The organism is Kitasatospora sp. NPDC088783 (genome assembly GCF_044750705.1).
GTDB classification, from domain to species: domain Bacteria; phylum Actinomycetota; class Actinomycetes; order Streptomycetales; family Streptomycetaceae; genus Kitasatospora; species Kitasatospora fiedleri.
Genome location: NZ_JBIVKJ010000006.1, coordinates 352,160 through 378,319 on the forward strand (window position 1 = coordinate 352,160; position 26,160 = coordinate 378,319).

The following is a 26,160-nucleotide window of genomic DNA, read 5'->3' on the forward strand; positions in this document are numbered from 1 at the left end:
GTCGGGGCCGCTGCTGGACCACCGCGACGCGGACCGTCGCTCGCGTGGCGCACCCCGCGGTCCTGCCGGTCGAAGGCCGGGGGACGCCCACCGGAGCGGCCCCGCCGCCGACGGTCGCCGGCCCGGTCGGCGGGCTCGGCGACCGGGCACCGGCCCCCGAGCCCCGCACCGAGATCGTCACGCCTCAGCAGCCGCGTGGATACCGGAAACCTGAAACCCGCCCTACCGGCGGACCTGGATCAGCGCGTGCCGCCCGTCCGTGCGCCACGGGGTGCCGGTGGCGTCCAGTCGGGGCGGGAGGCCGGGGGCGAGGCCGACGGCGACGTCGGACTTGAGGGTGCGGAGGGTGGCGACGGGGGTCGGGAAGTAGGCGGTCAGGGCGGCGAAGGGGGTGGTGGGGGGCCAGTGGCGGTCGCCCACCAGGCGGCGGTGGTTGAGGTCGCCCTTGAGGATGGTCAGGGTGGCGCCGGAGAGTTCGTCCCGCAGGTCGGCGGGCATCGCGTCGAAGGGCAGCGGGGCGCAGAAGAACGGGTGGGCGCCGATCGTCAGGGTGCCCGCGCCCATCGCCCGCCACAGCCGCTCGCCGATCGCGGCGGCGGCTTCCCCGGGGGCGGTGCGCAGCCGGGCGAGGGCGGCCAGGGTGTCGGCGGTGGTGGCGTCCGAGACGAAGTGGGGCTGCGGTTTGACGTGCAGGATGACGCGTCCGGCCAGGCCGGAGGTGAGCAGGTGGTCGATCAGGACCAGGTCGGGGAGGAGTTCGCGTCCGGCGTTGTCGGCGACGAGGTCGACCCGCCCGCCCCGGCCGTGTTCGAGCACGGACCAGAACGCCGCGCTGTCGTCGGCGACCAGCGCGGCGACGGACGTCCCGTCGTCCCCCGCCGTGAGCCGGAAGCCGAGGTCGGCGCGGTTGCCCCAGAGCGCGGCGGACAGCAGCGCCTGCCGCGACGGCTCGGCGGCGTCCAGCGCGGCCAGTTCCCCGGCCACCGCCGGCCCGGCCAGTTCGGCGGCCTTGACCGGGGCGAACGGGTCGACGCCCCGCCAGGGGCCGGGCCGGAAGTAGCCGGTGGCGTCCAGCAGTCGGCGGTAGAAGTAGCTCTCGGCCCACAGGAACGGCGCCTCGTCCCACTTCCTCCCCCACAGCCCGGCGCCCCACTCCCGCCACCGCGCCGCGTCCGGGTCGTCCCCGTCCGGCGGTTCCAGCACGCCGCCGCCGGTGCTCTGCGCGAGCAGCGCCGCCAGCCGCTCCCGCTGCGCCGGCCCGTACGGCAGCGCGTCCAGCACCTGCCGGATCAGCACCGGGTGGCGCTCGTGGAAGACGCCCCGGGCGAAGGAGCCGGGCACGTCGATCCGGATCACGGGCGCGTCGGGGAGGTTCGGGGGGTTCGGCACGGGCGGGCTCGGCTCTCTCGCAGCGGCACGGACGGACGGGCGGCCAGGCGGACGGACGGTCAGGCGGCGTTCCCGGCGATGCTTTCACGCCGCGCCCGACCGCCCCGGCAGGGCCGCGCCCTCCGCCGGTCGGGCTGCCGCCACAATGTCCGCATGAGAGTGATCTTCACGGTGGCCGGGGCGGCGCTGCTGCTGACGACGGCGGCCGGCATCCTGCGGACCCTGGTGGTGCCGCGCGGGCTGTACTCGGCCCTGGTGATCCGGCTGTGGTCGGTGCTGCGCCGGGTGCTGCGGACGGTCGCGGCGCCGTTCGGCGGCTACCGGGCGATCGACCGGGCGCAGACCTGGCTGGCACCGCTGGTCCTGCTGGGGATGCTGGGCTGCTGGCTGGCGTCCACGCTGCTCGCGTACACCCTGCTGCTGCGGGGGACGTCCGGGCTGCCGTGGCGGGTGGCGTTCCGGGAGGCCGGGTCGAGCCTGTTCACGCTGGGTTTCGCCAGCGGCGACCGGCTGCACCTGTCGGTGATCGACTTCCTGGCGGCGGCCAACGGCCCGCTGATCATCGCACTGCTGATCGCCTACCTGCCGACGCTCTACGGGGCCTACAACCGGCGGGAGTTGGAGGTGACGCTGCTGCAGTCCCGGGCGGGCGAGCCGGCCTGGGGGCCGGAGCTGCTGGCCCGGCAGGCGCTGGTGCGCACCGAGAGCGGGCTGCCGCAGCTGTACCGGGACTGGGAGCGGCTGGCCGCCGACCTCGGCGAGGGCCACTCCAACTACCCGGTGCTGATCTCGTTCCGCTCCCCGCAGCCGTACCGCAGCTGGGTGGTCGGCCTGATCGCGGTGATGGACGCGGCCGCGATGCAACTGGCGCTCGTCCCGCGCTCCGCCCCGCCCGAGGCCCGCCTGCTGCTGCGCGCCGGGTTCACCGCGCTGCGCGACATCGCCACGGCGCTGCGCATCCCGTTCGACCCGGACCCGGACCCGGACGGTCAGATCCGGCTGACGTACGCCGAGTTCGACGCCGCAGCGGCCCTGGTCGCCGCGTCGGGCATGCCCCTGGAGCGGACGGTCGCCGAAGCCTGGCCGCACTTCCGCGGCTGGCGGGTCAACTACGAGGCCGTCGCCTACGAACTGGCCCGCCGCGCGGACGCCGTCCCCGCCCTCTGGACCGGCCCGCGCGACTTCCCCGCCACCCCGATCCCACCCCGCCGCCCCGCCGACCGCCGCCCCACCGGCCCCTGACCTGACCTCAGTTGACCTGTCCGGCCCGGCCCGGAACTGCGCTTCTCCTCCGTGCCGAGGTACGCCGCGAACCTCCCCGGAGTGCGCATCGACCGGGAGGCGTACCTCCGCAGGACACCCCGGGCACCACGGAAAGCACGGGCACCGCAGACGCCCCGGCGCAGGCGGAGGGGGAGCGCTCCGAGTCGCGGTGACCCCGGAGCGCTCCCCCGTCGGACCCGTCGACTAGCGGCCGCCGCGCAGCAGTTGTTCCTCCGCGGTGGCCAGGACCTCCACCACCTGGCGGCCGAAGCGGATGTCGCAGGGGTGCGGGTCGCCGGTCTTCGCCGCGGTGAGGAGGGCGTCCAAGGCGCGGGCGAAGGCGGCGGTGGGGTGTTCGTCGCGGTGGGGGAGGGTGGTGACGCCGGAGGTGCCGCGCAGTTCGACCGCGACGCCGTGGGCGGAGGCGGCGGGCGGGGCGGTCAGGCTGAGGGTGACGGTGCTGGAGGCGCCGCCGCGGTGGCGGAGCACCAGGTGGGTGGTGTCGCCGGGGCCGGGGGCGGCGGTCAGCCGGTCGACCTCGCCGAGGACGGGCAGCAGGACGGACAGGGCGTGCGGGCCGACGTCCCAGAGCGCGCCCTTCTGCTGGCGCCAGGGGGAGGCGGCGTAGGGGCTGTCGGTGGTGAAGACCGAGCCGATCCAGTGGCAGTGGGCGGTGAACCAGCCGTCCTGGGCGGCCTGTTCGGTGATCCACTCCTCCTGGACGGTGCCGAACCGGGTGGTGAAGAAGACCACCGAGGCGACGCCGGACGCGGCCACCGCGTCCTCGACGGCGCGGGCGGCGTCGACCGTCGCGGCGACCGGCTTGTCGAGCAGCAGGTGCTTGCCGGCCTGCGCGGCCCGGGCCGCGTACTCGGCCTGCACGTCCGGCGGGAGGGCGATCGCGACCGCGTCGACGTCGGCCAGCAGGGCGTCCACCGTGGGGTGGGTCGGAACGCCGTGCACGGCGGCGAGTTCGGCGGCGGCCTCGGGGCGGCGGCCCCAGAGTCCGGCGAAGGTGACGTCGGGATGGGCGGCGAGGGCGGGGGCGTGCACGAAGCCCGCCCAGGGGCCGGTGCCGAGGAGTCCGATGCGCATGGTGCTCAGTCTTCCACTGCGGCGTCGGCGACCCGGATCAGGGTGAACCCGTCGTACCCCTTGGTCCCGACGGTCTGCACGGTGGTGGCGTCCAGCCGCTCGTCGCCCGCGAGCAGCTCGTGCATCCGCCGCACGCCGCGCACCGCCTCGTCCGTGCTGTCGGGGTCGGCGAGCTTCCCGCCGCGCACCACGTTGTCGACCACCATCACCGCGCCGGGCCGGGCCAGGGCCAGGGCGGCCTCGACGTAGTGCGGGATGTTGGCCTTGTCGGCGTCGATGAAGAAGAAGTCGTACGGTCCGGCGCCCTGGTCGATCAGCTGCGCCAGGCTGTCGCGGGCCGGGCCGACCCGGACCTCGACCCGGTCGGCCAGGCCGGCCCGGTCCAGGTTGGCGGTGGCCACGGCGGCGTGCGCCGGGTCGATCTCCAGGGTGGTCAGGGTGCCGCCGGCGGGCAGGGCGCGGGCCAGCCAGATGGTGCTGTAGCCGGCCAGCGTGCCGATCTCCAGGATGCGCCGGGCGCCTTGGGCCAGGGCCAGCAGGTGCAGCAGCTTGCCCTGGTTGGCGGCCACCGCGATCTGCGGCAGCCCGGCCTCGTCGGCCGCCGCGAGCGCCGCGTCCAGCACCTCGTCCGGCCCGATCAGCCGTTCCTGGGCGTACTCGTCCACCGCGGTCCACACCTGCGGGTCGTTCTGCTGCATGCTCTTCCCCACCTCCGTGATCGGGCCGTGATCGGCTCGCGGGTGCGACCCTACTCCGCCGCGTCCCGGCCCCGGCCTCCGCGCGTCCCGGAACACGCCGGGGCCGCCGCGCCCGGTGGGGGGGTGCGGCGGCCCCGGTGAGGTGCGGCGGCCCCGGTGAGGTGCGGGGCTCGGCGGGGGTCAGTCGGTGGCCTCGGCGAAGGTCTCGGCGAGCGGTTCGCCGCTCTTGCCGCCGGACTGCTCCGGGTGCTCGGCGCGGGACTTCTTCGCCTTCCGCTTGAGCACCAGCGCCGACCCGGCGCCGAACAGCACGGCCGCGCCGAGCCCGATGTACGAGGCGCCCTGGAGGTACTTCTCGGCGACCTTGCCGACCTGGTAGACCAGCAGCGTGGTGCCGCCCGCCCAGACCACGCCGCCCAGCACGTTGGCGATCAGGAACTTCCAGTACGGCATCCGCAGGGTGCCGGCCAGCGGGCCCGCGAAGATCCGCAGCAGGGCGACGAACCGGCCGAAGAACACCGCCCACATGCCCCAGCGCTGGAACTGCCGCTCGGCGGTGGCCAGGTGGTCGGGCCCGAAGTGCTTGGGGAACTTCCGGCCCAGTCGGTCGAACAGCGGTCGGCCGCCCTTGTGCCCGATCGCGTAGCCGATCGAGTCGCCGATGATCGCGCCCGCGATCGCGCAGAGCGCCACGCCCCACGGGCTGACCGTGCCCTTGGCGGCCAGCAGCGCGGCGGTGACCAGGGCGATCTCGCCGGGCAGCGGGATGCCCAGGCTCTCCAGACCGATGATCAGGCCGATGATCGCGTACACCAGGGTCGGTGGGACGTCGTTGATCCATTGGTCGACGTGCAAGGCGGAGTACCTCCGTCTGGGCAGGACAAGGCCGTCGACACGTCGTACGGCACAGTCGTACGGCACACAGGAAAATTTCAGTAAAGAACCAGCCGGGTCAGCCTATCCGCTCCCGCACACCGCGCCGAGTGCCTCCTCCCGGCCCCGGCCCGGCCGCCTCCCCCGCAGGTGCCGTACACCGGATCCAACGCGGCGCGCCGAGCCGTTCGTTCCCGTCCCGGATGTGAGATCACTCAACGCCCGCGGCCCTGTCGCGGCCCTCCGGCGCGGGCCCATACTCCGTCACCTGACACGCCGTGGCACCGCCGCGGCACACCGACGACAGGGGGACGACATGACCGCGCACGCCTCGGCGGCGGGCGACTGGCAGCTCGGCGACCGGCGGGTGAACCGGCTCGGCTACGGCGCGATGCGGCTGACCGGCAACGGGATGCACGGCAACTCCGACGGGCCGCCGATCGACCGGGCGGCCGCCGTCCGGCTGCTGCACACCGCGTTCGAGCACGGCGTGGACCACGTCGACACCGCCGCGTTCTACTTCTCGCCGCTGCGCTCCGCGAACGGGCTGATCGGCCGGGCGCTGGCCGGCTGGCCCGGCGCCGACCGGATCACCGTGGCCACCAAGGTCGGCCCCGGCCGCACCCCCGACGGCGCCTGGTACACCATGGCCCGGCCCGAGCAGCTGCGCGCCCAGGTCGAGGAGAACCTGCGCCAGCTCGGCACCGACCACCTCGACCTGGTCAACCTGCGCCGCAACGGGCCGGACGCGGAGTCCGTCGCCGAGCACTTCGGCGCGCTCGCCGACCTGCGGCGGGCCGGGCTGATCCGGCACCTGGGCCTGTCCGACGCCCGCCCCGAACACGTCCACCAGGCCCGGGCGATCGCCCCCGTGGTGTGCGTGCAGAACTCCTACGGCCTGGACCGCCGACTGGCCGACGACAACGGGCTGCTCGACCTGTGCCGCGGCCTGGGCATCGCCTTCGTCCCGTTCTTCGCCATCTCCGGCCGGGCCCGGGAGGGCACGCCCGCCGCCGAGCGGGACGCCCGGGTGCGCGCCGTCGCCGCCGCGCACGGCGCCAGCCCCGCCCAGGTCCGCCTCGCCTGGACGCTGCACCGCGGCCCGCACGTGCTGGCCATCCCCGGCACCTCGGACCCCGCCCACCTGGCCGAGAACCTCGACGCCGGGGCGCTGCGCCTGACCGCCGAGCAGCTCGCCCTGCTGGACGGCCCGGACGGCCCGGACGGCCCGGACGGCCAAGCGCCCGGCCCGGGCGTCAGGACGTGAGGAAGTCGAGCAGGTCCTGGTTGAACCGCTCCTTGTCGCCGGGCACCAGCGCGATGCCGTGCGAGCCGCCCTCGTAGACCTTGAGGACCGCGCCGGGGACGAGCTCGGCGGTCTTGCGGCCGGTGGCGTCGATCGGGACGACCTGGTCGTCGTCGCCGTGGACGACCAGCAGCGGGATGTCGAACTTCTCCAGGTCGGCGTGGAAGTCGGTGTGCGCGAAGGCGTCCACGCAGGCCACGCCGCCCTGGATGGTCTCGGCCATGGCCATGTACCAGAAGGCGTCCTTGTTGCCCTCGGTGGCCTTGCTGCCGGGCCGGTCCGCGGAGAAGAAGCCGACCGCGGTGTCCTTCCAGAACTGCGAGCGCTCCTTGAGGATGCCCGCCTTGATGCCGTCGAAGACGGACTGCGGCACGCCCTCGGGGTTGTCGGGGCCCTGGAGCATCAGCGGCGGGATCGCGGAGAGCAGCACCGCGGAGCGGATCCGGGCGGTGCCGTGCCGGCCGATGTAGCGGGCCAGCTCGCCGCCGCCCATCGAGTGCGCCACCAGTGTGACGTCGCGCAGGTCGAGGCTGGTGAGCAGGTCGTTCAGGTCGTCGGCGAAGGTGTCGAAGTCGTAGCCGTCGTACACCGGGGTGGAGCGGCCGTGGCCGCGCCGGTCGTGGGCGATGGCGCGGAAGCCCGCGTCGGCGACGGCCTTCAGCTGGTCCTGCCAGGCGTCGCCGTTCAACGGCCAGCCGTGGATGAAGACGATCGGTCGGCCGTTCCCCCAGTCCTTGTAAAAGATCTCCACACCGTCGCGGGTCGTGCAAACAGGCATGAGTGTCTCCGATCCGGGGCCAGGCGGCGCCGGTCGGCCAGTCCTGGCGGGGAGGGGTGGGTCGGGTGCGCCGGTCCGGCCGGGGTCGGCGGGACGGCGTCACCTCGACCATTCAAGGCACAGTCCGGGGTCCCGCGCACCCGGGCCGGGCCCGCCCGGCGGCCTGCCGGAGGGCGGGCCGGGCCCATGCGGTCGGGGCTCGACTCCCCTGCACCGCCCGGGTGTTCAGGCGGGCTCGACGCAGAAGAGGGCCTGCCGGACCCGGGCGGCGGTGGGCGCGGCGGTGAGGCCGTGCACCCGGATGGTGGTGCGCTCGCCGGGCAGCAGAGTGGTCAGGCCGCGGTCGGCGGCGGCGGCCGGGTCGATCCGGTCGGCCTGGAGCAGCAGGTCGCGGACCAGGGTGCGGGCGGTGACGACCACGTCGACCGCGCCGTCCCCGGCCGCCCGCACGGCCAGCTCGTACTCCGGGTGCGGGTAGCCGAACGCCTTGTCGGGGACGGGGACGTGCACGGCGCGCAGGCCGTCGGCGTCCGCGACCAGGTACTCCCGGTCCGAGCCGGCGGCGGGCAGCAGCTCGGCGGGCACCGGCAGCCGGTGGACGGCCCGGGCCGGGGCGGTGAGTTCGACGGCGGTCTCGGCGAGCACCCGGCCGTCGGCGTCCAGGCGGCGCAGGCGCAGCGCGGTGGTCCAGGGTTCGGCGGACTGGTTGACCAGGGCGATCCGGGGCGCGCCGTCGCGGTCGGCGGGCTGGAGGGTGAGCAGCCGGTCGGCGTACAGGCGGCGCAGTTCGTACCAGAGCGGTTTGCGGCGGCCGTCGCCGTCGACGGCGGCCCAGGAGGAGACCGGCCAGCAGTCGTTGAGCTGCCAGACGACGGTGCCGGCGCAGTGCGGCCAGTGCGCGCGCCAGTGCTCGACGCCGGTGGCGACGGCGCGGGCCTGGACCAGCTGGGTGAGGTAGTGCCAGCGGTCGAAGTCGGCGGGCGGCGCGAAGTGGCGCTCCACGCCGCGGTTCAGCTTGCCGTTGCCGTCCGCGGCCTTCTGGTGGTGCAGCAGGCCGGGCGAGTCGGCGGCGAGTTCCTCGCCGGGCAGGGCGCGGCGCAGGGTGGCGTGGGCGGGCGGGGCCTGCCAGCCGAACTCGGCGACGAAGCGCGGGACGCCGGCCCGGTACTCGGCGAAGTCCTGCCGGTTCCACACCTCCCAGGAGTGGTGGGTGCCGTGGTCGACGTCGTTGGGGTGGTGGTCCCAGCTGCCGGACCAGGGGCTGCCGGCCGTGTAGGGGCGGGTGGGGTCGAGTTCGGCGACGATCCGGGGCAGCAGGCCGAGGTAGTAGCCCTCGCCCCAGGAGTCGCCCGCCAGTTCCCGCTCCCAGCCCCAGTCGCGGAAGCCCCACAGGTTCTCGTTGTTGCCGTTCCACAGCACCAGCGAGGGGTGCGGCATCAGCCGGACCACGTTGTCGCGGGCCTCGGCCTCGACCTCGCCGCGCAGCGGCTGCTCCTCGGGGTAGGCGGCGCAGGCGAAGGCGAAGTCCTGCCAGACCAGCAGGCCGAGTTCGTCGCAGGCGTCGTAGAAGGGCTCCTGCTCGTAGATGCCGCCGCCCCAGACCCGGATCAGGTCGACGTTGGCGTCGGCGGCCTGCTGGAGGCGGTGGCGGTAGCGGGCGGGGGTGACCCGGGTGACCAGGGTGTCGTCGGGGATCCAGTTGGCGCCGCGGACGAACAGCCGCTCGCCGTTGACCACCAGGGTGAAACCGCTGCCGTGTCCGTCGGCGGAGGTGTCGAGTTCGACGGTGCGGAAGCCGATCCGGTGCTGCCGGGCGTCGAGCGGGTCGGTGCCGTCGGCGCCGTCGGCGAGCGTCACGTCGAGGTCGTACCGGGCCTGCCCGCCGTACCCGCGGGGCCACCAGAGGGCGACGTCGGCGGCCTCCAGGACGAGCACGCCGGTGTCGCCGTCGAGGACGGCCTCGGCGCGGGCCCCGGCCACCGAGGCGCGCAGGGTGAGCGGGCGGCCGGCGCCGCTCGCGGTGCGCTCGACGGTGACGTGCAGCTCGACCCGGCCGGCGGCGCCGTCGACGGTGACCAGCGGGCGGACCTCGGCGAGCCGGGCGGTGGACCAGTGCTCCAGCCGGGCGGGCTTCCAGATGCCCGCGCCGGGCAGGGTCGGGCCCCAGTCCCAGCCGAAGCTGCTGGCCGTCTTGCGGACGTACTGGAACGGCTCGGGGTAGGAGTTGGGGCGCTCGCCCACCAGGGCGCGGACCCGCTCGGCCTCCGCGTAGGCGCTGGTGAACTCCACCTTCAGCTCGCCGGCCAGGCCGGTGGCGTCGAAGCGGTGGCGGCGGTGCATGTTGCGGGTGGAGCCGAGCCGGGTGCCGCCCAGGGTGACGGTCGCGACGGTGTCGAGGCCGTCGAAGACCAGGTCGGTGCGCTCGTGGCGGCTGCCGTGGGCGGGCAGCTCCCGGGTGTAGGTCCAGTCCCGGCGGTCGACCCAGGCCACCTCCGGCTCGTTGGTGCCCAGGTACGGGTCGGGGATCAGCCCGGCGGCCAGCAGGTCGGTGTGGACGCAGCCCGGGACGGCGGCGGGCAGCCGCTGCCCCTCGTGGTGCAGGCTCCAGCCCTGGTCGAGCGGGGTGGTGTCCTTCATCTGTGCGGCTCCTCGGTGGTCCGGCCGGGCCGGTGGTCGGGCGCGGCGCGAGCAGCACCGTAACCCGCCCGGAGCAGGCGGAACAGGGGTCCCGGCGGCGGCGGAGCACGCCGCCGGAGCGGCCGACCGCCGCCGACCGCACCCGCGCGCAGGACGCCCCGCCGCCGGGCCGGGCCCGGGCCGCGCGCCGGACAGTGGTCGCGGCGGCCCGGCCAGCGGTCGCGGCCCGGTCAGTGGTCGCTGCCCCAGGCGAGGTGGAGGACGGCGAGGTCGTCGGTGTGCCGGCCGGCGTTCAGGGTCTGGGCCTGTTCGATGAGCCGGTCGATCCGGGCGGCCGGGTCGACGGGGTCGGCGGCGGTGGTGCCGATCAGGGCGAGGAGTCCGTCGACCTGGAGCCGCCCTCCGGTGGCGCCGTTGTGCCCCTCGACCAGCCCGTCGGTGTAGATGGTCAGGGAGCCGCTGTCGGGGAGCGGGACGGTGGTGTGCGGCCACTGCCGCAGCCCCGGCAGGATGCCGAGGGCGATGCCGTGGGCGGCGGTCAGTTCCCGGGTGCCTTCGGCGGTGGTGAGCAGGGGTTCGTGGTGGCCGGCCAGGTGGAGCGTCGCGGTGCGGTTCTCCTGGTCGAGGGTGAGCAGGGTGCAGGTGGCGAAGAGCGAGGTGTTGTCGCGTTCGGCGACCAGCACCCGTTCCATCAGGTGCAGCAGGTCCTGGCCCCGGTGGCCGCCGAGGATCAGCGAGCGCCAGGCGATCCGGAGCAGGACGCCGAGGGCCGCGGCGTCCCGGCCGTGCCCGCTGACGTCGCCGACGACGGCGTGCAGCAGGCCGTCGTCGCCCTCGACCACGTCGAGGAAGTCGCCGCCGAGCAGCGCCATGGGGGCGCCGGGCAGGTAGCGGCTGGTCACCTCGACCTTGGAGGTGCCCAGGATCGGCGGCGGGAGCAGGCCGCGCTCCAGCCGGGCGTTCTCCTCGGCGCGCAGCCGCCCGGCCTCGGCCTGGATGCTGGCGCGCTCGGTGCGGCTGCGGTAGACGGCGTAGCGCAGCGAGCGGCGCAGCAGTTCGGCCTCGACCTTGCCCTTGACCAGGTAGTCCTGGGCGCCGGCGGCCATCGCCTCGGTGCCGGCCCGGTCCTCGGACAGGCCGGTGAGGACGATGACGGCGCTGTGCGGCGCGAGTTCGCGGACGGCGGTGACGGCGGCGGTGCCGGAGACGTCGGGCAGGTGCAGGTCGAGCAGGATGCAGTCGGTCCGCTGCTCGGCCAGGGCGGCCCGGGCGGCGGCGAGGGTGGTGCGGACGGTGAGTTCGAAGGGCATCCCGGTGTCGTGCAGGAGCTCCTCGACCAGGATGGCGTCCGCCTCGTCGTCCTCGATCAGCAGGACGCGGTAGGCCGGTTCGTCGGGGTCGCTGCGGGGCGGGCTGGTGACGGTGGACGTCATCGCGTTTCCCGCCCCGGTTCGGCGTCGGCGGTGTCCGTCGCGGCAGCGGTCTCCGTCCCGTCGGGGGTGTGCGTCGCGGCGGGGTGCGTCGCGGCGGGGTACCCCGCGGCGGCGAGGTACGTCGCGGGGACGGCGGGGAGCTCCGCCGCGTCGGGGGTCTCCGTCCCGGCGGGGACCGCGGGCGGCTCCGGGGAGATGGTGAAGGTGATCCGGGCGCCCTCGCGGTGGTACGGGTCGACGGCGATCGTCCCGCCGTGGAACTCGACGATCTTCTTGCACATGGCCAGGCCGATGCCGCTGCCCGCGTAGGCGTCCTTGGTGTGCAGGCGCTGGAAGATCACGAAGACCTTGACGGCGAACTCCGGGGGGATGCCGATGCCGTTGTCGGTGACGGCGAAGTGCCACAGCCCGCCGTCGTGCGCGGCCGAGACGTGGATGCGCGGGGCGGTGCCGGGGCGGCGGAACTTGACCGCGTTGCCGATCAGGTTCTGCCAGAGCATCCCCATCTGGGTGAGGTCGGCGAACAGGGTGGGCAGCGGGTCGTGGGTGATCTCCGCGCCCGACTCCGCGATGTTGTCGCTGAGCACGTCCAGGGTGCGCTCCAGCACCTTCTCCAGGTCGACGTCCTGGTGGTTGCGGTGCACCCGGCCGACCCGGGAGAAGTCCAGCAGGTCGTTGATCAGGACCTGCATGCGGTTGGCGCCGTCGACCGCGAAGTCGATGTACTGGTCCGCCCGGGCGTCGAGCCGGCCGCCGTAGCGGCGCTGGAGCAGCTGGGTGAAGCTGGAGACCTTGCGCAGCGGCTCCTGGAGGTCGTGCGAGGCGACGTAGGCGAACTGCTCCAGTTCGGCGTTGGAGCGCTGGAGGTCGGCGGCCTGGGCGTCCAGGCGCAGGCGGGCCTGCTCGGTGAAGGCCAGCTCCCGCACCAGCCGTCGGCGCATGGAGTCGATCTCGGCGCTGAGGCGGCGCAGGTCGGCGGGGCCGCTGCCGATGATGGGGTGATCGAAGTCACCCGCGGCGATCCGGCGGGCGTCCGCGCCGAGCCGCTCCAGCGGGTCGGTGATGCCGCGGCGCAGCCCCTCGAAGACCAGCACGGTCAGCACGACGATGACGACCGCGATCGCGGTGAACACCCAGTTCCGGACCCGGGTGGTGGCCAGCAGGTCGGCCCGGGCGGCGGCGCGGTCGGCCCGCAGGTGGTCCTGCTGGCGCGAGAGCTGGACCCGGATCCGGTCGAACTCGGCCTTGCCCGCTTCGGCCGAGGCGGCGGCCTGCGGCACGGGCGCGCCGGGGGGCGCGGCGGCGATCGGCTCGGCGACCTCCCGCTGCCACTGCCCGGCCGCGGCCTCGACGGCGGCGAGGTCGGCGAGCGCGGAGTCGTTGCCGTGCAGGAGGCCGAGCAGGGTGTCGGTGTGGGTCTTCTGGTCGGCCAGGCCCTGCCGGTAGGGCTGGAGGAACTCCGGGTTGCCGCTGAGGCCGTAGCCGCGGATGCCGGTCTCCTGGTTGAGCAGCACCGATTCCAGGCGGAACGCGGTGGACATGGCGGGCGAGCGGACGTCCACCAGGTTCGTGCTGATGTCCTGGGTGCGGCCCAGCGCCCAGAACCCCGCGACACCCAGCAGTGCCAGGACGGCCAGGGACAGCGCGGCACCCACCCGCAGCCAGCGCCTGGTCGTCCACGTGGACAGCGAGCGTCCGCGAGTCGGCCTGCGGTCGTCGTGCATGGTGTGAACCCCTCCGGGAAAGGCCGACCCGGGAGGGCGGCGCAGCGCACACTGTAGAGGCTGTCCGACAAGCGTTGTTGTCGAGGGGTGAAATCAGGGCCTATTGTTCGGCTATGCCTGGCAAGAACTTCGTGCTCCGCTCCACCCCGCAGGAGACGGCCGCGATCGCGGACGCCGCGGTGGCGCGGCTGGCACGGCGCCTGGTCGCGGAGCTGCTCCAGGAGAGCGGCGGCGAGCTGAGGCAGGCCCTCGGCACGCTGCACGTCCTGAACCAGCTCCAGCAGGCCGCGGAACGCCTCCAGCGGGACGCGGCCGCGACCGCTGCCAGGGCAGGAGCCGGTTACCCCCAACTCGGCTCCGCATGCGGCATGACCCGCCAGGGGGCCCGGCACCGCTGGCCCGGCCTCTACGACCATTCCGACGAAGCACCTACGGAGACCCCGACCATGACCAGCCCCGCCCGTGCCTTCGACGTGTTGCTGGTCGAGGACGACGTCGCCGACGCCATGCTCATCGAAGAGGCGTTGACCGAGCGTGGCACCCGGAACCTCGTCCAGGTCACCGACGGCCTCGCCGCGCTGGAGCACCTGCGCGACCCGGGCACCGTCCGTCCCGACCTGATCGTCCTGGACCTCAACATGCCCCGGATGAACGGCCGCGACCTGCTCCGGGTCCTCAAGTCCGACGAGGACCTGCGCACCATCCCGGTCGTGGTCCTCACCACCTCCGCGGCCCCCGACGACGTCACCGGCGCGTACAGCAGCCACGCCAACGCCTACGTCACCAAGCCGGTCAACCTGGCGGAGTTCGAGCAGGCCGTGCAGAGCATCGACGCCTTCTACCTCGACACCGCCACCCGCCCGCCCCGCGACTGACCCGCCCCACCGGCCCGGCCGGGCCCACCAGCCCGGCCGGGGCCCCGCACTCCCCCGCGTCCCGCTCCGCACCGGCCGCCTGCGGGTCACCGGCCGCCTGCGGGTCATCGCGTCGTCAGGTCCCCGCCGCGCCACGGCGGGGCGGCTGCTGGTAGCGTCGCCATCTTCGCCGGACGCCCCGGCGGAGTACCCCTCGGCAGGGACCGGCATGACGACCGCGCAACAGCGCCTGCACCACGCCCTGGACGCCCTCGACCGCACCGCCCGCCCCGGACCGGCGGTCGGCGGCTGCGAACACTGCTACACCGCCGGGCAGTTGGCGGCCCTGGCCGGTCCGCCGGCCCTGGTCCCGAACAGTCTGCTGCACTCGGTGGCCGCGAAGAGCCCCGACCACTGGACGGACTTCCCGACCCTCTACCGGCGCCTCGCCCCGCGCATCCTGCGCCAGTTGACCACCGGCACCCTGGCCGTCGACGGCCCGCTGGTCGCCGACCGCCTGGTCGCCGCCGGCTGGCCGGACTGGCACCGCGCCGAACTCGTCCGGGAGGTCCTGGACGCCTGGTGGCCCGCGGCCCTGGCCGACCCGGGCGCGGACGCCGCCGAGGTGCTGGGCACCCTCGCCGTCGCCACCGGAACGGTCACCCCCTGGCTGCGCACCTGGGCCGAGACCCCCACCCCCACCGCGAACCGCCACCTCGCCGACACCCTCGACCGGTGGCTGACCTACGGCGAACTCCCCGACCTGCGCCTCGGCTTCCACCGCGACCTGCCCGTCGGCCCCGAGGTCGCCGCCTGGATCTCCGGCCTCCCCCCGCACCGCATCGGCGAGGACCGGCGGTACTGGCTGGAGCTGGCCCTCCGGGACTGACCCCCGGCCGCCGCCCCGGGGCCCGCCCCGCCGGACTCAGTCCGGCGGCGGGGTCTCGCCGGAGCCGCGCGGGACGAGGAGGGTGGGGAGTTCGAGGCGGGCGGGCGGGGTGGTGTCGCCGGTGAGGCGGTCGAAGAGGCGGCGGGCGGCGAGGGCGCCGAGGGCGACCGGGTCCTGGGCGACGACGGTGAGGCCGGGGGTGAGCAGGTCGGCGAGTTCGAGGTCGTCGAAGCCGACCAGGGCGGGGCGGCGGTCGGCCGGGAGCCGGTGCAGGGCGACGAGGGTGACGCGGTTGTTGGCGGTGAACAGGGCGGTGACGGCGTCGGGGCCGGTGGTGAGGCGGTGCACGGCGGCGGCGACCCGGGCGCGGTCGGTGGGGCCGCAGTCGACCCAGCGTTCGTCGACCGGCAGCCCGGCGGCGGCCATCGCCGCGCGGTAGCCGCGCAGGCGTTCGGCGGCGGTGTGGATGGACGGGAGGTCGCCGACGAAGCCGATCCGGCGGTGGCCGTGGGCGATCAGGTGCGCGGTGCCGGCCTGCGCGCCGCCCGCGTTGTCGCTGAGCACGGCGTCGGCGTCGATGCGGCTGCCGGGGCGGTCCAGGAAGACCACGGGGGTGCCGGACTCGATCTCGGGCAGCAGGTAGCGGTGGTCGTCCCCGGCCGGGACGACGATCAGCCCGTCCACCCGCCGGGCGCAGAACGCCAGCGCCAACTCCCGTTCGCGCGAAGGGTCCTCGGCGCTGGAGCCGGTGAACAGCAGGCAGCCCTCGGCCGCCGCGACCTGTTCGACGGAGCGGGAGAGCGCGGAGGAGAACGGGTCGCTGATGTCCTCCAGCAGCAGCGCGACGCTCGCCGTCCGGCCGGTGCGCAGCAGCCGGGCGCTGTCGTTGCGCCGGAAGCCGAGCGTCTCGATCGCGGTCCGCACCCGGGCGGCCATCTCGGGCGTCACCCCGCTCTCGCCGTTCACCACCCGGGAGACCGTTTTCAGCCCGACCCCGGCCGCCGCCGCGACGTCCTTCATGGTCGGGCGGGCACCGCGAGGGCTGCTGGCAGGGCTGCTGGTCATGCCAGGGAGGATAGTGCGGGCCCGGCGGGCCCCGGCACGCCCGAGGACCGGCCCGCCCTCCCACCACCGCCGCCACCGCCGCGCCACCGCCCCCGCCACCGCAGCTACAGGCAGTGAGCGACACCGGCGAAGCGGCAGCCCGACGGGGGTGGCCGACCCCCCGGGCCGCTCGGCACCGGAGGCACCGGACCGTGACCGAGGGCGCTGGACAACGTTGTCAGATCGCGTCAGAATCACCGGGTACGACCCGGCAGCGCCCTGCCCAGCACCACGGCGCTCCCCTGCCACACCTGCGGAGACGTCACGATGAGTTACGAAACGGCCGGTACCGCCGTCGCCCCCGGCTCCCACGGGTCCGCACCGGACGGCGCTCCCGCCCCCGGGCCGGTCGACGGGCCGCTGATCGCGGCCCTCGACATCGGCGGCACCAAGATCGCCGGCGGGCTGGTCGACACCCGCGGCACCCTGCACCACCGCCTCCAGGTGCCCACCCCCGCCGACGGCGACCGGAACGAGCTGATGACCGCCGTCGACCGCGTCCTCGACGACCTCGCCCGCCACCCGGACTGGCACCGCGTCCAGTCCCTCGGCATCGGCAGCGCCGGGCCGGTCGACACCGCCCGCGGCACCGTCAGCCCCGTCAACATCCCCGGCTGGCGGGAGTTCCCGCTGCTCGACCAGGTCGCCGAACACCCCGCCGCCGGCCGCCTGCCGCTCGCCCTCGGCGGCGACGCGCTCGCCATGACCGCCGCCGAGCACTGGCGGGGCGCCGCCCGCCCCTACCGCAACGTGCTCTGCCTGGTCGTCTCCACCGGCGTCGGCGCCGGACTCGTCCTCGACAACGCCCTGCACACCGGCACCACCGGCAACGCCGGGCACCTCGGCCACATCACCATCGACTACAACGGCCGCCGCTGCCCCTGCGGCTCCCGCGGCTGCGTCGAGACGCTCGCCTCCGGCACCGCCATCGCCCGCACCGCCGCCGAACTCGGCTGGACCCCCGGCCCCGGCCAGGACGCCGACGCCGGCGCCGTCGCCCGCGCCGCCCGCACCGGCGACCCGCTCGCCCTGGCCGCCTTCGACCACGCCGCCCGCGCCCTCGCCGCCGGCATCGCCGCCACCGCCACCCTGGTCGAGCTCGACGCCGCCGTCATCGGCGGCGGCGTCGCCCAGGCCGGCCCGCTCCTCTTCGACCCGCTCACCCGCCACCTCGCCGACTACGCGACGCTCTCCTTCACCCGCCACCTCACCCTGCACCCCGCCCACCTCGGCACCGACGCCGGACTCATCGGCGCCGCCGCCCTCACCCGCCACACCTGGCCCGCCGGCCCCCGCTGACCGCGCCCGCGGCCGAGTGCCGGGCCCCGCGCCCCGGGTGCCGAGGACGGCCGGGCCGCCCCGGTGCTCGTCCCGGAGCGTCACGTCGGCGAACCGGCTGCCCGCGCGGCCGAACACCATGGCGCGCAGCACGAGTCGGCCGTCCGGCTCGGTGGCGCCGTACCCGGCGACGGGGCTGTTGCCGTGTCCGCGCGGCCCGGGCAGCAGGACGCGTTCCGCGGTCACCTCGCGCCGGGCACGCGGACGGTCGACCTGCTCCGGCAGCGCCGCGGTGGCGCGGTCGCCCTGGCGGCACTCCGGCCCGAGGACGCCCGCGCCGACGGCGGGCGGCATCCCGTCCGTCCCGAAGCACCCGGGGCGGTCGAGCCCGAGCCGGGCCCGGAGAGTCCGCGCCCTGCGGCGGACGGCCGGGGAGCGGACCACCGCGCCCGGTGCGGCGGCAGGTCGGCGAGCGTGCGGTGGCCGGAACCTGCGGGGAACAGCGGCACGTCCCGCCCGCCCGGCCGTGCCAGGTGCGCGGCGAAGACCGGTCCGCGCGGCAGCGGCACGTCCCCGGGCACGTCCCTGGCGCAGTGCCCGGCCAGGTCGACCGCGCCGTCCTGGAGCAGGGCGTCGATCTGCTCGGTGGAGGGGCTCTTGCCGCCGAGCGGGGCGAGGTCGCCGTGCCGCAGGTCCGCCCTCGTGGTCACCGGGACGACCTCGGTCGCCTGGGCGGTCGCGGCACTGCGGATGGAGGCCGTGCGCCACTGGACAGATAGTCTCCGCATAGATAATCTATGGATAGATCATCTAGTCGAGGAGACCACGCATGTGGGAGTACGAGCACGGCATCGAGACCGAGGCCACCCCCGAGGCGATCTGGCAGCTCTGGGCCGACGTCGAGAACTGGGGCACCTGGAACGCCGAGATCGAGAAGATCGAGATCAGCGGCCCGTTCGCGGCGGGCACGCAGATCACGATGACGCCGCCCGGAGACGACCCGGTACTGCTGCGCATCGCCGAGGCGGTCGAAGACGAACTATTCGTCGACGAGGCGCGCTTCGACGGCCTGCTGCTGCGCACCACCCACCGGATCGACCGGATCGACCAGCAGCGGATCCGCGTGGTGTACCGGATGGAGATCACCGGCACCGGCGCCGACGAGGCAGGCCCGCAGATCGGCCCCGGCATCACCGCCGACTGGCCCGAGACCATGGCCTCGCTGGCCGAGCTGGCGCTGCGCTGATGCCCCTCAGCCCCGGCGACAGCCCCGGATTCCTGCTGTGGCACGCCACGCTGCGCTGGCAGCGCGACATCGCCACCGCCCTGGCCCCGCTCGAACTGACCCACGTGCAGTTCGTGCTGCTCGCCTGCACCTGGTGGCTCAACACCCAAGGCGAGTACCCCAACCAGCTGACCCTCGCCCGCCAAGCCGGCACCGACGTCAAGATGACCTCCCAGGTACTACGCACCCTGGAGCACAAAGGACTCATCGAGCGTGAAGTCGACCCGGCCGACACCCGCGCCAAACGACTGCGCGTCACCGACACCGGCGCCGACCTGGCCCCACGCGCGACTGCCGCCGTTGAGCGCGCTGACGCACGGTTCTTCCAACCGGTGCCCCTCGACGACGCGGTAGCGCTGCTCGGCCGCCTGGCCCGTCCCGGAACCTGAATCGCCCTCACCGACAACCGCAGGCCGCCGACCCCGAACCCACCGGCCGGTGGCATCTGCAACCGGCCCGCCCCACCCCGGAAGGAGCGGCCGCCCTCGTTCACCCCGCTGCAGGTCGCCGAAGTCAAGGCGCCGACTTGCCGGTTACCCGCCGAGACCGGGACCCCGCTGCCCCGCCGGTCGTGCCCGGAACCGGCCCGCGAGGTGGCCGCCCGAGCCATCGCTCCGGCCGTGTCAGCCTCCACCGTGCGCCGCCGGCTCAAGGCCGACGCGATCAAGCCCGGGAGGCCGCCGAGTGCGGCGCGTTCGACGACCTGCCCGGCGCGGGGAAGCCGCTGGCGAACGAGGGGCAGCCGTACCACGAGATGTGGTGGCTGCGGGAGAAGCCGGCGCGCGAGGGCCTCTCCTCCCTGCCGCCTCCCCTCGCCCTGCGGGCCGAACTGCGCGGGGCCCTGGACGCCGCACGCCTGGCACCGACCGAACCGCTGCTGCGCAGCCGCCCGGCCGAGACCAACGCCCGGATCGAAGCCGCCCTGCGCCGCCCGATCGAGGTCCCGCCCCCGGGAGTCGCCCCGGTGGACGTGGAGGCGGCCGTCGCGGAGTGGCGCCACTCCCACCCGTGACGGGCACGGCGGGCGCGGCGGGCGGTTCCCGGGGGGCGGGCCGGTCACGCGCCGGGTTCTTCGTCCAGCCGGGTGCGCAGGGTGTGCGCGAAGTCCTCGGCGCGGGCGAGTTGGACGCGCAGGCGGTCGACCTGTTCGGCGGCGGCGCGTTCGTAGGTGCGGACGAGGGCGAGCAGCGCGGGGCGGCCGCCTTCGCCGTAGGGGCCGTCGGCGTCCAGGCGGTCGGTGGCGTCGAGGAGTTCGCGCATCTGGTCGAGGGTGAAGCCGAGCGGTTTCATCCGGCGGATCACCATCAGCCGGGCGACGTCGCGCTCGGTGTAGAGCCGGAAGCCGCCCCGGGAGCGGGCGGACGGGACGACCAGGCCGGTCTCCTCGTAGTGGCGGATGGTGCGCAGGGAGAGTTCGGTGCGGGTGGCGACCTCGCCGATCTGCATGTGCCGGTCCGGGCCCGCGCTCCCGTCCGCGCCCTCGTCCGCGCGCACGGCCCCGTCCACGTCCACGTCCTCGCCCACGCTGCGCCTTCCTCCGTCCACCGGGCGAACCCTACCCTCACGTTAGGGTAGAGTTCGGCTTCCCTCCTTCATTCTCCCCTCTCCGCCCTCCCCTCCACGACGGGTTGCCGCCTCTTGTCCTCCTCCGCCCTGTCCCGCTCCCTCCGCCTGCCCGCCTGGTGCTCCGACCCGAAGGTGTGGCGCACCGAGGTGCTGGCGGGCCTGGTGGTCGCGCTGGCGCTGATCCCGGAGGCGATCTCGTTCTCGGTGATCGCCGGGGTCGATCCGAAGATCGGCCTGTTCGCGTCGGTGACGATGGCGGTGACCGTCTCGGTGGTGGGCGGTCGGCGGGCGATGATCTCGGCGGCGACGGGCGCGGTGGCGCTGGTGATCGGGCCGCTGAACCGGGAGCACGGCCTCGGCTACCTGGTGGCGGCGGTGATCCTGGCGGGGGTGTTCCAGATCGTGCTGGGCGCGCTGGGCGTGGCCGAGCTGATGCGGTTCGTGCCGCGTGCGGTGATGGTCGGGTTCGTCAACGCGCTGGCGATCCTGATCTTCCTGGCCCAGCTGCCGCAGCTGACGCACGTCCCGTGGACGGTGTACCCGCTGCTGGCGGCCGCCCTGGCGCTGATGGTGTGGTTCCCGAAGCTGACCCGGGCGGTGCCGGCGCCGCTGGTGTCGATCGTGGTGCTGACGCTGGTGACGGTGGGCGCGGGCGTCGCGGTGCCGACGGTCGGCGACCAGGGCGCGCTGCCGTCCTCGCTGCCGGTGCCGGGCCTGCCGGACGTGCCGTTCACGGTGGACACCCTGGCCACCGTCGCCCCGTACGCGCTGGGGATGGCGCTGGTGGGGCTGATGGAGTCGCTGATGACGGCGAAGCTGGTGGACGAGATCACCGACACCCGTTCCGACAAGCGCCGGGAGTCGATCGGGCAGGGCGTCGCCAACATCGTGACCGGGCTGTTCGGCGGGATGGGCGGCTGCGCGATGATCGGCCAGACGATGATCAACGTGAAGGTGTCGGGCGCCCGGACCCGGGTGTCGACCTTCCTGGCCGGAACGTTCCTCCTGGTGCTCTGCCTGGTCTTCGGACCGGTGGTCTCGCGGATTCCGATGGCCGCGCTGGTGGCCGTGATGGTGATGGTCTCCTTCGGCACCTTCGACTGGCACTCGATCGCCCCGGCCACGCTGCGCCGTCTCCCGGTCGGCGAGTCGGCCGTCACGGCGGTGACCGTGGTCGTGGTGGTCGCCACCGGCAACCTGGCGATCGGCGTCGTGATCGGCTCACTGCTCGCCACGGCCCTCTTCGCCAAGCGGGTCGCCCAGCACGCCGACGTCACCGCCACCCCCGACCCGGACGGCGGCCGGGTGGTGTACGCCGTCACCGGCGAACTGTTCTTCGCCTCCGCCGACGAACTGACCACCCGCTTCGACTACGCCGGCGACCCCGACCTGGTCGTCATCGACCTGACCGCCGCCCACGTCTGGGACGCCTCCTCCGTCGCCGCCCTCGACACCGTCCGCGCCAAGTACGCGCAGCGCGGCAAGCAGGTCGAGATCACCGGCCTGAACCACCCCAGCGCCGCCCTGCACGACCGCCTCAGCGGCGAACTCGCCGTCGCCCACTGAACCCCGGCCGTCGTCTCGCCCTCGCCCCTCGCTCCTTCGGCGCTACTTCAACCCGCCGCTGCTCTGGAGGAGTTGGCCGTTGATCCACTGGCCCTGCGGGGAGCAGAGGAAGTCGATCAGGTGCGCGGCGTCCTGCGGGGTGCCGAGCCGGGCCAGCGGGGTGCGGGCGAGCGTCTCGGCGCGCACGGGATCGTCCATCCAGCCGGTGTCGGTGGGGCCCGGGTCCACCGCGTTGGCCGTCACGCCGAGGTGGGCGAGCTCGCGGGCGGCGGCGCGGGTGATCCGGTCGAGGGCGCCCTTGCTGGCGCCGTACGGGAGGTTGCCGACGGTGTGGTCGCTGGTCATGGCGACGATCCGGCCGGTGCCGAACGCGCCGGTGAAGCGGAGGCCGAACTCGCGGATCAGCAGCCAGCTCGCCCGGGCGTTGACCGCGAAGTGCCGGTCGAAGCTCTCCACCGTGGTGTCCAGCAGCCCGGAGTCGACGGACTCGGCGTGGCTCATCACCAGCGCGGTGACCGGGCCGAGCCCGGCCTCGACCCGGTCGAACAGCCGGGCGGGCTCCGCCCGGTCCGCCAGGTCGGCCGGCACCGCGAGGTGGCGCGCGCCGTGCGCGCCGATCGCCGCGCCGACGGCCGCCACCGCCCCGTCCTCGACGCCCCAGGGCATCCGGGTGTCGTACGGCGTCCGGTAGCTGTGGGCGACGTCCCACCCGGAGGCGGCCAGGCGCTCGGCGACGGCGGCACCGATGCCGACCGTCCGGCCGACGCCGGTGACCAGCGCGACGGGACGCTCGGCGCGGGCGGGATGCGGGTCGGCGGCTCTCACGGCACCGGATCCTGACAGTTCGTCAGCCCCCTGACCAACCGTTTTCCGGCTCCGTCCCGCAGCCCCCGTCCCGGAGCCCCGTCCCGCAGCCCCCGTGCGCTACTCCGCCGCCACCGCGTCCTCGGTCTCGGCCTCGGTCTCAGCCGCGTCCTCGGTCTCGGCGTGCAGCACGGCCCGGACCGGCCCGTCGGGGTGCACGGTGAGCCCGTACCCGGCCCCGGCGGGGGCGTCCCGGATCTCGGCCCGGTACGCGGGCAGCAGCTCCTCCAGCAGCAGCGCCATCTCCCGGACGGCGAACTGCGCGCCCAGGCAGGCCCGCGGCCCGAGGCCGAACGGGAGGTACGCGCCGGGCGCCGGGCGCCGCTCGGCGTCCAGGAAGCGCTGCGGGCGGAACTCCTCCGGGTCGGGCCACAGCCCGGGGTCGCGGTGGGTCAGGTACGGGGAGAGCAGCACCGTCGTCCCGGCCTCGATCGGGATGCCGTCCAGCGTGTCCGGCTCGGCCGCGTACCGGGGCATCAGCCAGGCCACGGGGTACAGCCGCAGCGTCTCGTCGATCAACGCCCGGATCGCGGCAGCCCGTTCGGCCGAACCGGCCGGTCCGGCGGCCAGCGCCCGGGTCCGCTGCTCTGGGTGCGCGTCCAGCAGCAGGAACAGCCAGCTGAGCGCGGTGGCGGTGGTCTCGTACCCGGCCACCACCAGCGTCATCAGCTCGTCGCGCACCAGGCGCTCGGTGTAGTCCGGGAGTTCGGCCGCGGCCCGGAGCAGCACCTGGATCAGCCCCGGCTCCCCGGCCTCCTCGGCCAGCGCGATCGCGCGCTCCGCGACCCGGTCGACGTGCTCGTTGGCCTCCCGGAAGTCGATCGCGGTGTCGCCGGTGGCGGGCGCGAACGCCGGGATCGCCGCGAAGCCCTCCCCGGCCGCGACCAGTCGCCGGTGGGTGTCCGGGTCCAGCGGATGGGCGGTGAGCGAACGCCAGATCACGTCCAGCGAGAAGTACCGCAGGTCCGCGTCGATCTCCCGCACCTCCCCCGCCGCGGCGGCCACCCGCCAGCGCTCGGCGGTGTCCGCCGCCGCGGCCCGGATCTGCGGCTCGTACGTCCGGATGCCGCGCCCGGTGAACTGCGGCTGCAACAGCTTGCGTTGACGCCGCCACGGCTCACCCGCCGCGCACAGCAGCCCGCCGCCCAGCAGCGGCTTGACCCGGTGCCCGCGCTTCACGTACGTGTCGGGGTTCTTCGCCAGCACCTGCTGCACCTGCCCCGCCCCGGTCACCAGCACGACCTGCCGGTCCCCGAGCCGGAACCCCGCGACCGGACCCAACTCCCGCGCCGCGCCCAGCAGATCGACCACCTGCCCGCCGCCGGCCCGCCAGCGGGCGAACGCCCCGGCGTCGAGTTCGGGAAGAACACTGCTGGCGGCCGTGGCCAAGGCACTCTCCTACCACGCTGGACTGCACCGTACGGACACCGACCACCCTAACGGGAGAACCGCCCCCCGTCGGCGGTCCGACACCGTCTCCGCTCCTCCCGCGCCCCCCCTCCTGCTCGTCGAGCCCCCTGCTACGGCCGCCCGCCCCCTTCCCTCCCTACAACCGGTAGTTGAGCGAGTAGGGGAAGGACTCCGCGCCGGGGCGGCAGGTGTACTCGCCGGTGCCGGTGAGCCCCGCCAGGTCCTCGGTGCCGCTACCCGGGACGACGGTGAAGGCGCAGTGGATGGTGCCGTCGGCCGCGAAGGTGCCGCGCTGCTCCAGGACGAAGGTGCCGTGGCGGCCGTCGACGCTGCCGGTGACCAGTTCCATGCCGGTGAACGCGCCTTCGTGGCCGGTGGTGTAGGCGATGCTGTAGTCGCAGGCGGTGCGGACGGCCTCGATGCCGCCGGTGAAGGTGTTCGCGACCGAGGCGCGCGCGGTCCGCGGGCCCGCCGGGCTGGAAGCCGCCTCCTGCTCCGTCCAGTCGGCGAAGCTGATGCTCCCGGTGGCGGTGCTGCCGGTGGTGGTGCTGATGGTGCTGCCGGTGGTGTCTGCGGTGGTCATGGCGCCGTCCTTCCGTCCGGTGCGCGGCGGTTCCGCGCAGCGAGGGCCCGCGGTCGCGCCCCGCCGGGTGCGCCGCACCACCAAGGCTGGCGGCCATACCTGACACCTCCTGTCAGGTATTCCGGCCGGTCTGCGCGATGATGGCGGGGTGCGCGCCGACCGTCTCCTCGCCCTGCTCCTGCTGCTCCAGAACCGGGGTCTGTGCACGGCCGCCGAACTCGCCGCCGAGCTGGAGGTCTCGGTGCGCACCGTCCACCGGGACGTGGAGGCGCTGGGCGCGGCGGGCGTGCCGGTGCTGGCCGAGCGCGGCCGGACCGGCGGGTACCGGCTGGTGGGCGGCTACCGGACCAGACTGACGGGGCTGACGGGGGACGAGGCCGGGGCGCTGTTCCTCGCCGGGGTGCCGGACGCGGCGAAGGAGCTGGGCCTGGGCGCGGTGCTGGCCACCGCCCAGTTGAAGGTGCGGGCCGCGCTGCCCGTCGAACTCGCGGACCGGACACGGCAGTTGCAGGAGCGCTTCCACCTCGATCCGGCCTCCTGGTTCCGGGACGCGGACCCCGTACCGGAGTTGGCCCGGGTCGCCGAGGCGGTCTGGGAGCAGCGGGTCCTGCGCGTGCACTACCGGCGCTGGCGCGGCGAGGTGCACCGCGAACTGCGGCCGCTGGGGCTGGTGTTGAAGAGCGGCATCTGGTACCTGCTGGCGTCCGCCGCACCGGCCCCCGAGGGCGTCCCGCCCGTCCCCGCCCGCACCTCACCGGCTCCCGGGAGCGCCGCGCCGCCCGCCGAGGCCGCCGCCGCGGTCCGCACCTACCGGGTCTCCCGGATCCTGGCCGCCGAGGTCGCCGACCGGCACTTCACCCGCCCGCCGGACTTCGACCTCGCCGCGCACTGGGCGTCCGCCACCCGCGAGTTGACGGGCATGCTGCACCAGGACACGGCCACCGTCCGGGTCTCCCCGCGCGCGCTGCGGCTGCTGCCCGCCCAGTTCGGCACGGCGGGCGCCGAGGCCGCCCGGCAGGCCGGCCCGCCCGACCAGGAGGGCTGGGCGGTGGTCGACCTCCCGGTCGAGTCCACGCCGGTGGCCGTCTCCGACCTGCTCCGGCTCGGCCCGGACGCGGAGGTGCTGGCCCCGCCCGTGCTGCGCGCCGCCGTCGCCGAGGCGGTCGCCGCCCTGGCCCGCCGCTACGCCGAAACGAGCACTACGGCCGCCCCGTCCTGATCCGGCCGCGTCCGCCGAGCACCCCGTCCAGCGGGGCGGCGCGCGGTTCTCCCGGGGCGGCCACCGCGCCGTGGTGGCACGGCACCGTCCGGGCGCACCGCGGATATCGGCGCACCGCGGATATCCGGGTGCCGATCGCCGGGCGGGCCGTTACGGTGGCGGGCATGAAGCGCGCCGCGATGTCGACGACGACGCCGGAGAGTGTCCCGGCGCGCTGACCGCTGTGCGTGTGCGAGCCCCGGGGCCGAGAGCTCCGGGGCTTTCGCGTGTGCGCGTGCACGTCCTCCCCGGCGGCCCGGCCCCTCCCCGTGAATCCGTTCCGTACGTCCCCGAGGAGACCGCCGTG

At 75.0% G+C, this 26,160-nt stretch carries 25 protein-coding genes; 10 read left to right on the plus strand and 15 right to left on the minus strand.

Annotation, left to right across the window (positions count from 1 at the left end; all coding sequences use genetic code 11):
- Window positions 1-222: 222 nt before the first annotated feature.
- Window positions 223-1,389, minus strand: a complete 1,167-nt coding sequence (locus tag ACIP60_RS19700; protein WP_400686092.1) for a damage-control phosphatase ARMT1 family protein — start codon at window positions 1,387-1,389, stop codon at window positions 223-225.
- A 153-nt stretch (window positions 1,390-1,542) separates the two neighbouring features.
- Here ACIP60_RS19700 and ACIP60_RS19705 point away from each other — a divergent pair, with 153 nt between their 5' ends.
- Window positions 1,543-2,631, plus strand: a complete 1,089-nt coding sequence (locus ACIP60_RS19705; protein WP_400686095.1) for a hypothetical protein — start codon at window positions 1,543-1,545, stop codon at window positions 2,629-2,631.
- Window positions 2,632-2,856: 225 nt separating this feature from the next.
- Here ACIP60_RS19705 and ACIP60_RS19710 read toward each other — a convergent pair whose 3' ends face one another.
- From ACIP60_RS19710 to ACIP60_RS19720, 3 genes are all read right to left on the minus strand, one after another.
- Window positions 2,857-3,747 carry a Gfo/Idh/MocA family protein gene (locus tag ACIP60_RS19710; protein WP_400686098.1) on the minus strand — a complete coding sequence of 297 codons (891 nt, stop codon included), beginning with the start codon at window positions 3,745-3,747 and terminating at the stop codon, window positions 2,857-2,859.
- Window positions 3,748-3,752: 5 nt separating this feature from the next.
- Entirely contained in the window at window positions 3,753-4,445 is a 693-nt protein-coding gene (locus ACIP60_RS19715; protein WP_400686101.1) for an O-methyltransferase, read from the minus strand.
- 180 nt (window positions 4,446-4,625) lie between these two features.
- Complete coding sequence (locus ACIP60_RS19720; protein ID WP_400686104.1) at window positions 4,626-5,300, minus strand: DedA family protein; 675 nt, start codon at window positions 5,298-5,300, stop codon at window positions 4,626-4,628.
- Between the two features lie 334 nt (window positions 5,301-5,634).
- Here ACIP60_RS19720 and ACIP60_RS19725 point away from each other — a divergent pair, with 334 nt between their 5' ends.
- Window positions 5,635-6,585 carry an aldo/keto reductase gene (locus ACIP60_RS19725; RefSeq protein WP_400686107.1) on the plus strand — a complete coding sequence of 317 codons (951 nt, stop codon included), beginning with the start codon at window positions 5,635-5,637 and terminating at the stop codon, window positions 6,583-6,585.
- On the opposite strand, the gene ACIP60_RS19730 is transcribed toward ACIP60_RS19725, so the two are convergent.
- The 4 genes from ACIP60_RS19730 to ACIP60_RS19745 form a co-directional block, all read right to left on the minus strand.
- A complete protein-coding gene (locus ACIP60_RS19730) occupies window positions 6,575-7,402 on the minus strand; it encodes an alpha/beta fold hydrolase (protein WP_400686110.1) in 828 nt (275 codons plus the stop codon). The two genes, ACIP60_RS19725 and ACIP60_RS19730, sit on opposite strands and share 11 nt — an antisense overlap.
- A 225-nt stretch (window positions 7,403-7,627) precedes the next feature.
- A complete protein-coding gene (locus ACIP60_RS19735; protein WP_400686112.1) occupies window positions 7,628-10,039 on the minus strand; it encodes a glycoside hydrolase family 2 protein in 2,412 nt (803 codons plus the stop codon).
- Between the two features lie 230 nt (window positions 10,040-10,269).
- Window positions 10,270-11,472 carry a PP2C family protein-serine/threonine phosphatase gene (locus tag ACIP60_RS19740; protein ID WP_400686114.1) on the minus strand — a complete coding sequence of 401 codons (1,203 nt, stop codon included), beginning with the start codon at window positions 11,470-11,472 and terminating at the stop codon, window positions 10,270-10,272.
- Window positions 11,469-13,196, minus strand: a complete 1,728-nt coding sequence (locus ACIP60_RS19745; protein ID WP_400686117.1) for a CHASE3 domain-containing protein — start codon at window positions 13,194-13,196, stop codon at window positions 11,469-11,471. The genes ACIP60_RS19740 and ACIP60_RS19745 overlap by 4 nt, the downstream gene beginning before the upstream one ends.
- A 113-nt stretch (window positions 13,197-13,309) precedes the next feature.
- Between ACIP60_RS19745 and ACIP60_RS19750 the strand changes: the two genes are divergently transcribed.
- Window positions 13,310-14,071, plus strand: coding sequence for a response regulator (locus ACIP60_RS19750; RefSeq protein WP_400686119.1), 762 nt, complete (start codon window positions 13,310-13,312; stop codon window positions 14,069-14,071).
- A gap of 208 nt (window positions 14,072-14,279) precedes the next feature.
- Entirely contained in the window at window positions 14,280-14,939 is a 660-nt protein-coding gene (locus tag ACIP60_RS19755; protein WP_400686121.1) for a hypothetical protein, read from the plus strand.
- A gap of 36 nt (window positions 14,940-14,975) precedes the next feature.
- On the opposite strand, the gene ACIP60_RS19760 is transcribed toward ACIP60_RS19755, so the two are convergent.
- Window positions 14,976-16,004 carry a LacI family DNA-binding transcriptional regulator gene (locus ACIP60_RS19760; protein WP_400686123.1) on the minus strand — a complete coding sequence of 343 codons (1,029 nt, stop codon included), beginning with the start codon at window positions 16,002-16,004 and terminating at the stop codon, window positions 14,976-14,978.
- Between the two features lie 306 nt (window positions 16,005-16,310).
- Here ACIP60_RS19760 and ACIP60_RS19765 point away from each other — a divergent pair, with 306 nt between their 5' ends.
- Entirely contained in the window at window positions 16,311-17,342 is a 1,032-nt protein-coding gene (locus ACIP60_RS19765) for an ROK family protein (protein WP_400686126.1), read from the plus strand.
- Between the two features lie 221 nt (window positions 17,343-17,563).
- Here ACIP60_RS19765 and ACIP60_RS19770 read toward each other — a convergent pair whose 3' ends face one another.
- Window positions 17,564-18,031 (minus strand): hypothetical protein, encoded by a 468-nt coding sequence (locus tag ACIP60_RS19770; RefSeq protein ID WP_400686129.1) that lies wholly within the window; start codon window positions 18,029-18,031, stop codon window positions 17,564-17,566.
- 119 nt (window positions 18,032-18,150) lie between these two features.
- Between ACIP60_RS19770 and ACIP60_RS19775 the strand changes: the two genes are divergently transcribed.
- The 3 genes from ACIP60_RS19775 to ACIP60_RS19785 all read left to right on the plus strand — a co-directional run bounded on the left by ACIP60_RS19775 (window position 18,151) and on the right by ACIP60_RS19785 (window position 19,618).
- Window positions 18,151-18,567: a polyketide cyclase gene (locus ACIP60_RS19775; protein ID WP_400686131.1), complete on the plus strand. Its 417-nt coding sequence runs from the start codon at window positions 18,151-18,153 to the stop codon at window positions 18,565-18,567.
- Window positions 18,567-18,995: a MarR family winged helix-turn-helix transcriptional regulator gene (locus ACIP60_RS19780; RefSeq protein WP_400686133.1), complete on the plus strand. Its 429-nt coding sequence runs from the start codon at window positions 18,567-18,569 to the stop codon at window positions 18,993-18,995. Before ACIP60_RS19775 ends, ACIP60_RS19780 begins: the two co-directional genes overlap by 1 nt.
- Window positions 18,996-19,177: 182 nt before the next feature.
- On the plus strand, window positions 19,178-19,618 hold the full coding sequence (locus ACIP60_RS19785; protein ID WP_400686138.1) for a DUF1992 domain-containing protein: 441 nt from the start codon (window positions 19,178-19,180) through the stop codon (window positions 19,616-19,618).
- A gap of 44 nt (window positions 19,619-19,662) precedes the next feature.
- Here the strand turns inward: ACIP60_RS19785 and ACIP60_RS19790 are convergent, their stop codons facing one another.
- Window positions 19,663-20,052, minus strand: coding sequence for a MerR family transcriptional regulator (locus tag ACIP60_RS19790; RefSeq protein ID WP_282206434.1), 390 nt, complete (start codon window positions 20,050-20,052; stop codon window positions 19,663-19,665).
- Window positions 20,053-20,244: 192 nt separating this feature from the next.
- Here ACIP60_RS19790 and ACIP60_RS19795 point away from each other — a divergent pair, with 192 nt between their 5' ends.
- On the plus strand, window positions 20,245-21,738 hold the full coding sequence (locus ACIP60_RS19795; protein ID WP_400686140.1) for a SulP family inorganic anion transporter: 1,494 nt from the start codon (window positions 20,245-20,247) through the stop codon (window positions 21,736-21,738).
- A 42-nt stretch (window positions 21,739-21,780) separates the two neighbouring features.
- Here the strand turns inward: ACIP60_RS19795 and ACIP60_RS19800 are convergent, their stop codons facing one another.
- The 3 genes from ACIP60_RS19800 to ACIP60_RS19810 all read right to left on the minus strand — a co-directional run bounded on the left by ACIP60_RS19800 (window position 21,781) and on the right by ACIP60_RS19810 (window position 24,595).
- Window positions 21,781-22,563, minus strand: coding sequence for an SDR family oxidoreductase (locus tag ACIP60_RS19800; RefSeq protein ID WP_400686142.1), 783 nt, complete (start codon window positions 22,561-22,563; stop codon window positions 21,781-21,783).
- 99 nt (window positions 22,564-22,662) lie between these two features.
- A complete protein-coding gene (locus tag ACIP60_RS19805; RefSeq protein WP_400686144.1) occupies window positions 22,663-23,991 on the minus strand; it encodes a cytochrome P450 in 1,329 nt (442 codons plus the stop codon).
- Between the two features lie 157 nt (window positions 23,992-24,148).
- Window positions 24,149-24,595 carry a DUF3224 domain-containing protein gene (locus tag ACIP60_RS19810; RefSeq protein ID WP_400686146.1) on the minus strand — a complete coding sequence of 149 codons (447 nt, stop codon included), beginning with the start codon at window positions 24,593-24,595 and terminating at the stop codon, window positions 24,149-24,151.
- Between the two features lie 148 nt (window positions 24,596-24,743).
- Between ACIP60_RS19810 and ACIP60_RS19815 the strand changes: the two genes are divergently transcribed.
- On the plus strand, window positions 24,744-25,814 hold the full coding sequence (locus tag ACIP60_RS19815; protein ID WP_400686148.1) for a helix-turn-helix transcriptional regulator: 1,071 nt from the start codon (window positions 24,744-24,746) through the stop codon (window positions 25,812-25,814).
- Here the strand turns inward: ACIP60_RS19815 and ACIP60_RS19820 are convergent.
- On the minus strand, window positions 25,795-25,980 hold the full coding sequence (locus ACIP60_RS19820; protein WP_400686151.1) for a hypothetical protein: 186 nt from the start codon (window positions 25,978-25,980) through the stop codon (window positions 25,795-25,797). The genes ACIP60_RS19815 and ACIP60_RS19820 overlap by 20 nt on opposite strands.
- Between the last annotated feature and the right edge of the window lie 180 nt (window positions 25,981-26,160).